The 11,773-nt window shown below is 42.2% G+C and carries 8 protein-coding genes; 6 read left to right on the forward strand and 2 right to left on the reverse strand.

The window, feature by feature from the left end; translation table 11 throughout:
• Nucleotides 1–9 precede the first annotated feature (9 nt).
• From kdsA to ACRRSW_RS08935, 6 genes are all read left to right on the forward strand, one after another.
• On the forward strand, nt 10–807 hold the full coding sequence (gene kdsA, locus ACRRSW_RS08910; RefSeq protein ID WP_432459152.1) for a 3-deoxy-8-phosphooctulonate synthase: 798 nt from the start codon (nt 10–12) through the stop codon (nt 805–807).
• Between the two features lies 1 nt (nt 808).
• Nucleotides 809–1,369, forward strand: a complete 561-nt coding sequence (locus ACRRSW_RS08915; protein WP_432459153.1) for a KdsC family phosphatase — start codon at nt 809–811, stop codon at nt 1,367–1,369.
• Nucleotides 1,366–2,118, forward strand: a complete 753-nt coding sequence (kdsB, locus tag ACRRSW_RS08920; protein WP_432459154.1) for a 3-deoxy-manno-octulosonate cytidylyltransferase — start codon at nt 1,366–1,368, stop codon at nt 2,116–2,118. The genes ACRRSW_RS08915 and kdsB overlap by 4 nt, the downstream gene beginning before the upstream one ends.
• Nucleotides 2,115–3,038, forward strand: a complete 924-nt coding sequence (locus tag ACRRSW_RS08925) for a KpsF/GutQ family sugar-phosphate isomerase (RefSeq protein WP_432459155.1) — start codon at nt 2,115–2,117, stop codon at nt 3,036–3,038. Before kdsB ends, ACRRSW_RS08925 begins: the two co-directional genes overlap by 4 nt.
• 115 nt (nt 3,039–3,153) lie before the next feature.
• Nucleotides 3,154–4,320, forward strand: a complete 1,167-nt coding sequence (locus ACRRSW_RS08930) for a nucleotide sugar dehydrogenase (RefSeq protein WP_432459156.1) — start codon at nt 3,154–3,156, stop codon at nt 4,318–4,320.
• Nucleotides 4,321–4,561: 241 nt separating this feature from the next.
• Complete coding sequence (locus ACRRSW_RS08935; RefSeq protein ID WP_432459157.1) at nt 4,562–8,119, forward strand: hypothetical protein; 3,558 nt, start codon at nt 4,562–4,564, stop codon at nt 8,117–8,119.
• Nucleotides 8,120–8,690: 571 nt separating this feature from the next.
• On the opposite strand, the gene ACRRSW_RS08940 is transcribed toward ACRRSW_RS08935, so the two are convergent.
• Together ACRRSW_RS08940 and ACRRSW_RS08945 are read right to left on the reverse strand one after the other, a co-directional pair.
• A complete protein-coding gene (locus ACRRSW_RS08940) occupies nt 8,691–10,847 on the reverse strand; it encodes a YjbH domain-containing protein (protein ID WP_432459158.1) in 2,157 nt (718 codons plus the stop codon).
• Nucleotides 10,840–11,748, reverse strand: coding sequence for a capsule biosynthesis GfcC family protein (locus tag ACRRSW_RS08945; protein ID WP_432459159.1), 909 nt, complete (start codon nt 11,746–11,748; stop codon nt 10,840–10,842). The genes ACRRSW_RS08940 and ACRRSW_RS08945 overlap by 8 nt, the downstream gene beginning before the upstream one ends.
• Between the last annotated feature and the right edge of the window lie 25 nt (nt 11,749–11,773).

The raw sequence follows: 11,773 nt of genomic DNA on the forward strand, positions 1-11,773 counted from the left end.
TGGAGATGTATGTTTATAATTGCGGGTCCGTGTGTGATCGAATCTGAAAGTTTAGTTATTGATACCTTTGCTCAACTAAACGAGATAACAACAAAACTAGGTATAGAATATATAGCTAAATCTTCTTTTATTAAAGCTAATCGCTCATCAATTAATGCTTTTACTGGTCCAGGTATTGAAGGTGGTTTAAAAATCCTGCAAAAGGCGAAAGAACAGTTAGGTGTAAAGGTGTTAACTGATGTTCATGAGGATACGCCATTAGATGAGGTTGCGGCAGTGGTCGATGTACTTCAAACGCCGGCTTTTTTGTCACGGCAAACTGGTTTTATCCAACGTGTCGCATCTATGGGGAAACCTGTAAATATAAAAAAAGGGCAGTGGATGCATCCTGCTGATATGGCTCCTGTAGTTGAGAAGTGTCGCGCTGTCGGTAATGAGGAGATTTGGCTTTGTGACCGCGGTACTAGTTTTGGGTTTGGCCAACTGGTGAATTATATGCCTGGGTTAACTATTATGAAAGAAACAGGATGTAAGGTCGTCATGGATGCCACTCATAGTGTACAGATGCCTGGTACTTTAAATGGTTCTACCGGTGGTAATCGGTATCATGTGCCCGCTATCGCACGTGCGGCAGTGGCTGTAGGTATTGATGGTTTGTTTATGGAGACTCACCCTGATCCGGATAATGCATTATGTGACGGTCCCAATATGCTTCCGTTAAAGCATATGGAAGAATTATTAGAGACTCTTTTGGAAATTGATGAAGTAGTAAATCGCCGACCTCACATAGAATTAAAGTTTTCCTAATATGAACTTACAATTAGCAAAAAATATCAAATTAGTTTTATTTGATGTGGATGGGGTTATGACCAATGGCACTATATATATGACTGGTGAAGGGGAAATAGTAAAGTCATTTAATGTAAAAGATGGTTTAGCTGTTGAATTTCTTCGAAGCCACGGTTTTTATACAGGTGTTATTTCCGGAAAAGCTAGTCCTGCATTAACTAAAAGGTGTGAACAACTAGGTTTCGATGTGATTATTACGGGTTGTAAAAATAAACTTCCTCAGCTTGCTTCCCTATGTGAAAAATTTCACATAGGCCTTCATGAAATTGCTTTTTGTGGTGATGATATTCTGGATGTACCTGTATTTGAGCATGTTGGCTTATCCGTGGCGCCAAAAGACGCGCATCGATTAGCCTTAGATGAAGCTGATTGGGTAATCCCCATTAACGGTGGGGAAGGAATGGTGCGTGAATTTGCGGATTTATTAGTCGTAAACAAGTTTGAGTTGTCACTAAAAGAGGCATATCAACCATTGTTGATTAACATTAAGCGTGATTTTTTGAAAGGTGTTGAGCAATGACCTTAGTTAAAGTCGTGATACCTGCTAGATTTAATTCTTCGAGGTTACCTGGAAAGCCTTTGTTAGAAATTAATGGTAAGCCCATATTATGGCATGTTTATCAAAGGTGTATTGAGGCAGGATTCTCCCGAGAAGATGTAGTACTTGCGACTGACGATTCTCGTATTTTTGCAAAAGCCGAAGAGTTGAATTTGTCCGTAGTTATGACATCAAGTGCTCATGAAAGTGGAACCGATAGAATTAACGAGGTTGCTTCACTTAAGAGGTGGCATTCGGATGATTTGGTCATTAATGTTCAAGGTGATGAACCCTTAATACCTGTTAAACTAATTAAAGATTTAGTTAAGTTTGCTTTAGAACGCCCATGTTTCTCTATGTTCACGGCGGTTACTCATTTACATTCTCTAGATAGCTTTCATAACTCAAATGTTGTAAAGGCTATTGTAGGTGAACAGAATCAGGCGCTCTACTTCACACGAGCTGCAGCTCCATTAAGTCGAGATAACATTACTTGTTTAGAATTGGCTTATCGACATATTGGGATCTATGGCTATACAGTCAGCGCACTTAAGAAATTTTGCTCATATAAAGAAGCTCCATTAGAAGTCTATGAAAAGTTGGAGCAACTTCGTGCGTTGTCTCATGGGATGAGTATAGGCGTTTGCCATTACTTGGGTGAGTTACCTCATGGTGTAGACACTCCCGAAGACTATGAATTAATTAAAGAAATTATGGAATCTAAGACATGAGTGTAATCTCTACAGCGAAAAATGTAATCGATGTTGAAATTCAAGGTTTAAAGTTTATGGCTGCAAACCTTGGAGACGAATTCAATAAAGCTGTTGATGCTATATTAACAACGAGTGGTCGCACGATCATTTGTGGTATGGGGAAGTCAGGTATTATAGGGAAAAAAATAGCGGCTTCCTTCGCTAGCACTGGAACACCAAGTTTTTTTATGCATCCAGGGGAAGCCTTTCACGGTGATTTAGGGATGGTAAAGCCAGAAGATGTGTTTATTGCAATTTCTAACTCTGGCGAAACAGATGAAGTATTAAAGCTATTACCCTTCTTACGTGACAATGGGAATTACCTTATTGCTATAACGGGAAAGCAGTCATCAACTTTAGCTAAAAATTGTCATTGTCACCTCGATGTTGCTGTACCAAAAGAAGCGTGTCCTCATCAGTTGGCTCCTACAAGTTCAACCACTGCAGCATTGGTTATGGGAGATGCTCTCACTGTTGCTCTTATGGAGCAAAGGGAGTTTTTGCCGGAGAATTTTGCACGTTTTCACCCAGGGGGTAGTTTAGGTCGACGATTACTCTCCAAAGTACAAGATGAGATGATTGATAGTCTACCTTGGGTAGATGCTAGTGCTGATTTTAAAACAATTATTCACGGTATTTCAAAAGGCCAATTAGGATTAGTGTTAACTAAAATTGATAATCATTGGGCTATTGTGACAGATGGTGACGTAAGGCGTGCAATGGAAGCTAAGGGGAAAGATGTCTTTGATCTTATTGCTAAAGATATTGCAACTACACATCCAGCGAGTATCTCTCCAGATACAAGTATTCAAAACGCATATGAGTTTATGACCAAAAGAAATATTACTTCTCTATTGGTGACAGAAAACAATGAAGTGATAGGTGTCCTTAAAAAGTAGTATCCTTCATTACGAACGCTAATTGCTCTAAACAACGGTGTTTAGGCTTGCAAGCTATATGAGTCACGTTAAATTTTATTAATTATTGTCATTGTCGATAGGATTAAGCTCTGTCATGAAAATAGCAGTAGTAGGCACTGGTTATGTGGGTTTGTCCAATTCAATGTTATTGGCACAATATAACGAAGTTGTCGCGATTGATATTGTTCCTGATAAAATTGAGATGCTTAATCGTCGACAATCACCGATTGCTGATTCAGAAATTGAAGATTTTTTAGCTAACAAAGTGTTGGATTTTACCGCCTCGTTAGATAAGCAACAGGCCTATAAAGACGCTGATTATGTCATTATTTCTACACCGACTGATTATGATCCCGAGACTAATTACTTTAATACCCAGTCGGTTGAAGCGGTGATTAAAGATGTACTTGAGATTAACCCTTCAGCGGTGATGGTGATTAAATCAACGGTACCAGTTGGTTACACCAAGTCCGTTCGCAAAAAATTTGCTGTAGATAATATTATTTTCTCACCTGAGTTTTTACGAGAAGGGCGGGCTCTTTACGACAACTTGCATCCTTCTCGGATTGTGGTGGGCGAGGTCTCGGAGCGCGCGGAAACTTTTGCCAACTTGTTGGTCGAAGGAGCAATAAAAGAAAACATCGACGTATTATTGACCGACTCAACTGAGGCAGAAGCGATTAAACTATTTGCCAATACTTATTTGGCACTGCGCGTGGCTTATTTTAACGAGTTAGACACCTATGCTGAAACACATGGTCTGAGTAGTCGTCATATTATACAAGGTGTCGGTCTAGACCCACGTATTGGCAGTCATTATAACAATCCTTCTTTTGGTTATGGGGGCTATTGTTTGCCTAAAGATACCAAACAGCTATTGGCCAACTATAAAAATGTACCTAATAATATTATTGGCGCAATCGTGGATGCCAATACTACCCGTAAAGATTTTATCGCTGAGTCGATTGTGAAGCGTAATCCGCAACGAGTCGGGGTGTATCGCCTTATTATGAAGTCGGGCTCTGATAATTTCCGGGCCTCGAGTATTCAAGGCATTATGAAACGAATTAAAGCGAAGGGTATTGAAGTGGTGATTTATGAACCAGTAATGGCGCAAGATGAGTTTTATCGCTCTAAGGTTATACGTGACCTAAACCAGTTTAAACAAAGCTGCGACGTGATTATCGCCAACCGGATGGTGGATGAAATTAAAGACGTAGCCGATAAAGTCTATACCCGCGATTTGTTTGGTAGCGATTAGTGCCACCTTAAAAAAATATTAGGGCTCGGTATTTTTAATTCTTTGGGTTATTACAAATAGCTGCCGAGCCATTTTTGAATAAAAAATAAGATAATTAGGCTCCCTCTCATATAAAACTAACTAGTCTAAGCCTTTCTTACTCTTACTTCTGCGTCGCCATTACGTTGTATTTTGTTATTGATCACTGGAATAGCATTAGTATTTTGTTACTATCTTTTTATTATTTATTCACGGATGAACTATGAAACACATTGGCCGAATTTTGCTGCTTAGCTGCAGCGCTGTATACATAGTTGCCTGTGGAGGGGGCGGTTCGGAATCTACCACCCCACCGGCTAACACTTCATCAAGCGATATGATTAAGAATCCATTGGCCTACTCTGTTAAGCAGTTAAATCAAGCAGCAGAAAGCTTGGTGGATTTGCGTTATACCGGGGCGCAGGTTAATGCGCCAATGGATGTTTCGCTCGCACAACAGCTGTTCACAAACCTATTTGGAGACTCGGTAAATGCTTTGCCCAGCTTGCCCAGCTTACTCAGTTATCGGCTTATAGAGCAGGTGGTGGAAGCTAAAGGCGAGGTTAATTCCATCGCGCAGTGTACTAATGGTGGAACGCTAACTTATAAAGGTTATATGGACTCGAACTACCAAGGCACGATATCTCTTGACTACGATGCCTGTATAGATGACGCCGGGGCTCAGTTAGACGGGCAAGCAGCCTTTAGAATGGTTCAGCTAAATGAAAATATAGTCGACTATGTGCTTTATTACGATAACCTTAACTGGCAGCGTTCAGAACTGTTTACCGTGATAACAGGTTACTCGCGACAAGTCGAGAATTCTGATTCATTAACTCAAAGCCAACGGTTATTGTTTTCCTCAAATGACCATGCACCAGTATTGCTTCATTCTGCATACAACGAAGACAGTGGCGGTAGTTGGTCGGTCAGCGGTGATCTGTTTATCGCCGACAAAGGAAAAGTAGCCTTTTCCTCTGATGAGCTTTCTGGAAGCATATCTGATTTCGGTGAGGGGAGCTTGTTGTTAGTGGGTGACAAAGCCACGGCACTACAGTTTGATAATAAGTACATTCGTTACGTTGAAGATATAAACAGCGATAAGCTCTATGACGTGGGTACCTATTTTAGCAACGTGCAAGAGCTACTCGTTGGTGATGTGAGTGCTAAGCAATTAGTTGCCCTCTCTGAGCTTTCTCTTCCGCCTTTGGTGTCTGAACCTTATTGGAATATGTATGGTGGAGATGAAATTTACACCACAACGCCAATTACGGTTGAGCAGGGCTACTATGAAGACCCCGATACTTCCGATGAACTGCTCAATATAAGCTATCACTGGTATGTGAATGGTACACGTTTAGCTGAAACCAGCAGTACTTTGGCTCCTTATCAAGCGATATATGGCGATCTGTTGGAAGTGAGTATGGTGGTGTTTGATGGCGTCAATAGTGTTGAAGGGCCGCGCTTGACCATTGAATTAAGCGACTCTCCCGTACAGGTGGCTATTTCTAATCTACCAGAAAACGTTGTTCGCGGTGAGTTGGTTAGTTTTTCTGTAAATATGGTTGACCCTGACTTGCAAGGAGTGCAAGCCCCAGTCGTAATGGCTTCAGGCCCATCTGGGGCCACAATGGATGAGCAAGGAGAAGTAAATTGGCAAGTTCCTGATAATCTACTCTTTCCGGTTCAACATTACACTTTCAGTTTCTCTTTGCCCGGTTCTGATGAGGTTGAGCTGGTGACTATAGAAGCGCACAGTAACGATAATTTCCCCATTGTACGCACTGGCACAGAAGTACCTTACCATGACCATTCGACTTGGATCGGGAACTTTGATCAGTTTGAAGGTAACGAAATTCTCACCGTTGGCCATAATTCAACGGTATATTTAATGGAATACGTTAACGAGGGCTATCAGCAAAAGTGGGTTTATCCCTTTGAGCAGCCAGCAGCGGGCAAGATAAAACAAGCGATATCTGCTGATATTGATAATGATGGCCAACAAGAAATTATCGTTGTATCAGACCATGGCATTAGCCTTATTAGTGATTTAACGAGTATGGCAACATTATTATTGTATAGTGATAAATACTTGCAACATGCCCGTATTGTTGAGACAGAGAGTGGTTGGTTACTGGGCTATTTAGAAGCGAATAGCGAGTATTCTTATGATCATGTTGTGCTTAAAGTAGTGAATATTGAACAGCCTAATACGCTTTTATTTAGTCGTGATTTGTTAAGCGCAAAACAGTTTGTTTTTGCCAATGTTGATGGTGATGCTCAGCTTGAAATAGTCACCAATAACGGTTTTGTGTATGACACCGAAACCTGGGAAAACCAATGGTTTTATAGTGATGGATTTGGCCGGTCTTTGGTTGCTGCTGGTGATATTGATGGCGATGGAATCGCCGAAATTATCGGGGATACGGTCAATCATCTATCTATTTATTCTGCGATTGATAAATCACAACGCTATCAATACTCGGGTAATGGCTATTGTGATTTAATCACTGCTGACGTATCAAAAGATGGTGTTGATGAAGTGATATTAGGTGGATGCCAATGGGGAAATATAGAGGTTCTTCAATGGGATGGTGCTAGTTTGTTAGCTCTATCACAGGTGTCAAGCCAAGGGTATGGCATTGCGTCTCTTGCCGTGGGAGATTCTGACAACGATGGCCTGTTAGAGATGCACTGGTCCGCAAATATAGGGAGCTCTGGAGAAGACCTCTTTATAATCGCCGACCTCACTGAAGGTGCTGCAACTATTAAACCCCGTACTCGTGTTCAGCTTGATAACTACAGTACTGCAGGGTGGTCAACCATTACTGATAATATCGAAAAGGCGGTCTTCTTTGTTCCTTCTTCTGAGAGTGGTTATGGTGGAGGGCGAATATTTACTCTGGATAAGCAAGGTCACACAACCGTGAGTGACGAGCTATCTTCCAATTGGGACAAGAGTAAATACGCCATTACCAGCGACTTTAACCATGATGGCTTTGGTGATATGTTTGTGCCAATTACGGAAACCTATTATGGAGGTGTTGCTGCGCTGCAGCTATTTGATAATAGTGTGCATTGGCAGTTAGCTGGAGATTATGACACTGATATAGGAGTTATTGAGGCCAGCGATCTTAATGGCGATGGTAAAGATGATTTGATTTATGACGAAGGTTCTGCAATTCGTGTCATCGATATTGATAATCAAACCATACTGGGTTCGTATCGTTTCGATCAATACGTCAAGGATATTACTAGTTATAGCTCAAATGACGGTAACTATGTGATTGTGGGGTTATCTGAGAATGTATCGCTATTAAAAGTACAAAATGGTGTAATTACGCTTTTAAGTAGCCAACAGCAGGCTTGTCGTCGTGTAGAAATGTTTAATTATGATAATGATGATGCTCTGGAGCTGATGTGTTTTGATGAAGGTACGTTTTATGACCAAACGTCGACTTTTATCGTGTATGAGATAAACAATGAAACCTTGACTGAAGTATCTCGTGTTAGGCTGTTAGATAACGTGTTAGATATTGCGATAGATCCTTCTTCTCGCTCGCAACAAAATGTGTTTGCAGCAATAAAAGTACCTGAGAACTATCAATATGATATTGAAGAAAAATATTATATTCAAAAGATGAGCGCTAAAGGACTGGCTATTTGGTCTAGTCCGTATATTGTGGGGGAGCCTCAGCATCGAGGTATTAATTTGAGATATTCGCAAGGGGCGCTTGAAATGCTAATATCGACCAACAAGGCCGCTTATTGGCTCCATTAAGTCAAATGGTTTGTCCTGAAAGCCCGCGAAAGCGGGTTTTTTGTTAAAAGTGATTGTTGTATCCGACATTTCGCAGCTAATTTCAGAATAAAAAGCCTCATATAGTTGACTAAGGAGCCAGAGCTGTTGGGTTTGATAGTCGCGGACTCCGGTGATAAATCGTTGGTCAACCAGTGACCTGAATATCCCTAGCCAATCTTAGTTAACAGCTCTGGCTGCAACGCAAGGGCTTGTGGATGACGGTTCGAAAACGGTCACTAGATCACATTATTATTCCTGAAATAGCTGTGGAATGACGGTGTATACGCCAGTTAAAGTGTTAACTATGGCAGCTGATTTAATCTGTGAACTGCTCTGTCTTGCGATAAAACTATGTTGTATACGCAGTGTTATATACCTAATAATTCAAATAGTAAAACTATAGCGGCATAGTAAATCTGGCGATCAGTTTAGTCGTCATTAAGTCGGCCAAACTACACTGGTTTTAACTAAAAAAACGGCGCTAATTAGCGCCGTTTTTTTAGTAGGTGATTAACGCTTACTTATTTGTAGCTGCGGGCTTTGTACACAGTTATTCAAAGTGAGTCCCAACGCTGTTTCTTCCTTTGGCTTTGGTGAGGTCGTACAAGCTGTATTTGCGTATTAGTTTTTGACCACCGTCACGCGTTAAGGGGACCCAGCTAAAGGCGGCATACTTGGTGCTGGAGCGAGTAAGCATCATGTCGAAAGGAATTTTAATGTAAAAGCCTTTGTTAAAGCTGCCTTCACCATAGTCTTTCGCGCTTACATCTGTTTTGGTGAAAAATATACCTGCGATGGTGCCATTGTCGAATTCTCTTGATAAATTAACGGTAAAACCGCGATCTCCAGAGAGGTATTGACCCGCAGATAGCTCGGTATGGATGTTGTACCAGGGAGTCTGCCAATAGAGTGCCGCATGGCCTGTGGTTACTTCGTAATCTCTGAAGCCGAAACCGCGGTTAAAATCACGCTGTTTCACTCGGTTCATATCCACCCCAAAGGCAAAAGCGCTATTATAGGGCCGATACAGCCATTCACCGCCAATTCCACCATACATAAATTCAAGGTAACCGCCATAATATTGGGCATAAAGGTTTTTACCATAACTATCGAACCAAGTGAGTTGTAAGTTAGATAAACCTACATCACTGTCGGTGAGGTATTCGCGAATATAGGTGCGAGAGCGGGGGATTGCGCCAGTGCTTTGATCAACTTTGTAATTGAATTTGTCGTAGTTATCGGCAACCGTCCATGAGGTGACTCCGTCAGCTTTAAGCTTATCAGTCAGTTGGTACTCACCGGCTAAATGTAGCGATAAGGCATAAAAGTAGAAAGTTTCGGGGCTACCGAGGCTTTGGGTTAAACCGGGGTATAAGGATACATTCCAAGGTTTATGTTTGACCTCGGTGATAGAGCGTTTGTCGTTCGCTTGATGCGTATCTTCAAGCGCTTGTGTTTCGGCATACTTTGATGTTTGTAGCGGATCGAGTTGGTTGTTGGCCACTTGTAAAAATTTGTCCCGCTGGATGGTGGTTTGATAAAGCGGTAAATTTTGAGCATTTTCTATGATGTTAAATTCAGTGACAGACTCTGGCAGTCGATTACTGAGTACTCGGGCGATCCGCTGATCCGCTTCGCTACGGTCACGATATTTTATTTGCTCCCCAGTAATATCGGCTTGCTTTTCTGTGACGACCACTTGTTTTGCTAGTAGGCCCGCATTATCTGCAAGCGCCTCGACCAGTTCATCATAATCGGTGATTGTGTTATTTGGCACTGTTTGGGCCTTAATCGGCTCTGGTGGTGCATCAAGTTTAATTTGATTGGGGACAGTTTGATAATTGGTACGTAGTGTAAAACCTGCCATCAGAGTATCGCCGCGCTCATAGCCGAGGTTAAACTTCACATAGTCTCCCCAAGAATATACCGCGCCAACATTGATCGGTAAACTTTGGCTAAACTGGTTACCTAAAGCTTCATTTTGATAGTCATTCGAGTCATATTCGAGCTTGAGGCTTAAACCTTGAATTGGCGTTTGATACTCTAGGCCAGCAAATAGGCCCACTTGCTCACCGCGGAAAAAGTGATTAAAACTTATTTTTCCTCCTCTGTCATCATCATTAGCAGTCCAGGCTGGTCGATTACAAGCCCCTTCTTTAAGCTTACAGAAGGGATTGCTGAGGCTGCTGCCATTGGCTAGGTAACCCCATCCCATACCGAGCGTGAAATCAACTTTACCCCAACGCTTATTAGCTACCAAGTATTCACTTGAGAACTTTCCTGTACCGCCGAGATCTCTAAATCCAACGGCGACTTCAGGTAAATAATAGGATTCTTGCCAAAGCCTAAACTTGGCATCGAAGCCCTTATCTTTATAACTTTGATCGCCACTATAACCAGGGTAGGGGCTATATAAACGGTTTTCTACCGAGGTGTAGCGAATCACCCCTTCGAACCAAGGCACTGGCGTGACTGCTACGGCGCCCCGAATGTAAGGGTCAACGTAATTAATATTAAACGCAAACTCGCCCTCCGGACTCATTCTTGCCGACGGCATTTGCATCAGGCCTGCGCCACCATAGTCTGATTGGCTGGGGGCTGCCAAGCTAATATTGCTGCAGAGCGCACAACTGATGGCGATGCTGACCAAGGAGATAGTATTGTTGCTTGCTATTGCGTTTATTTTGGGACGGTTGAATTTATTCACCTTGAGCGCTTCCTATGTATTGGTTCTGTAAAAGCTCAAGGTAGAGCTGGTTGATTTGTTGGTATTGCTTTGAAAACAGCTGAGATTTGGCTGGCACATAAATGATGCTACCTGGCGCAATTGGCTGGCTTTGCTGTTTGTTCCAATAAGCGATTGGCAGTTGTTGAATACTGCTATCGGGTTTAATCAGCCAAACATAGCTATTGTCTGCAAGATCGAAGGGCTGGTAAGCACTTAGGTACTTGGTGATATCTTGTTTGGGCTGGTGTGCCAGTTGTTGTGTTGGAATAAATCCAGTCATGCGGACAGTGCTTGGCCGAGTTGGAATGACCAATTGGTCATGCGCCTTAAGCAAGTAGTTTTGCTCTGGTGCCGCAAACACGCGATCGGGGTGCACAGGTACCGTATAACGACTCGTGGGCGTTAGTACCGAAACTTGTTGTTTGACTAGACGCCATTGCTCGGCATATTTATCTTGCTCCATTTGTTGCTCAATTAATGCCAACAATTGCGTTTTTTTATCTTGGTAAATGGCTTGGTTGGTCGGACGTAGCCAAGCCATGGCATACCAATAATCATTGTCGCTGAGTTCAACTTGCATCATTACTTGGCTTAAACGTGAGTCAACGGGGAGAGTATAGTCTTGAGTTGCTTGGCCTTGTTGAACGCTAACCACCATCGATGTGGCTGTTTGCTCATTTGTTGGCGCTTGGCTTAAAGTTTCGGCGTGGCTTGTTACTATATGAAGGCTGGCAAGGGCTAGGCCTACATAAAGCAATTGGCTGGCGGCTTGAAAGGCTTTGTTATAAACCCGACGGCTCAGCGGTAAGTCCTTTGGTTGAGATGAAATAGCCAGATTTGGAGAGCTGCTCTCCTGTCTTTGGTTACGCAATAAGCGCATAAAATTCTTCCTTGTTAGCTCTGCA

This window comes from Agarivorans sp. QJM3NY_25, from assembly GCF_050870875.2.
Classification (GTDB): domain Bacteria; phylum Pseudomonadota; class Gammaproteobacteria; order Enterobacterales; family Celerinatantimonadaceae; genus Agarivorans.

What these genes read in the sequence shown, in the direction of transcription:
- kdsA (WP_432459152.1), top strand. Translation starts at nt 10, where the DNA reads ATGTTTATAATTGCGGGTCCGTGTGTGATCGAATCTGAAAGTTTAGTT.
- ACRRSW_RS08915 (WP_432459153.1), top strand. Translation starts at nt 809, where the DNA reads ATGAACTTACAATTAGCAAAAAATATCAAATTAGTTTTATTTGATGTG.
- kdsB (WP_432459154.1), top strand. Translation starts at nt 1,366, where the DNA reads ATGACCTTAGTTAAAGTCGTGATACCTGCTAGATTTAATTCTTCGAGG.
- ACRRSW_RS08925 (WP_432459155.1), top strand. Translation starts at nt 2,115, where the DNA reads ATGAGTGTAATCTCTACAGCGAAAAATGTAATCGATGTTGAAATTCAA.
- ACRRSW_RS08930 (WP_432459156.1), top strand. Translation starts at nt 3,154, where the DNA reads ATGAAAATAGCAGTAGTAGGCACTGGTTATGTGGGTTTGTCCAATTCA.
- ACRRSW_RS08935 (WP_432459157.1), top strand. Translation starts at nt 4,562, where the DNA reads ATGAAACACATTGGCCGAATTTTGCTGCTTAGCTGCAGCGCTGTATAC.
- ACRRSW_RS08945 (WP_432459159.1), bottom strand. Translation starts at nt 11,748, where the DNA reads ATGCGCTTATTGCGTAACCAAAGACAGGAGAGCAGCTCTCCAAATCTG.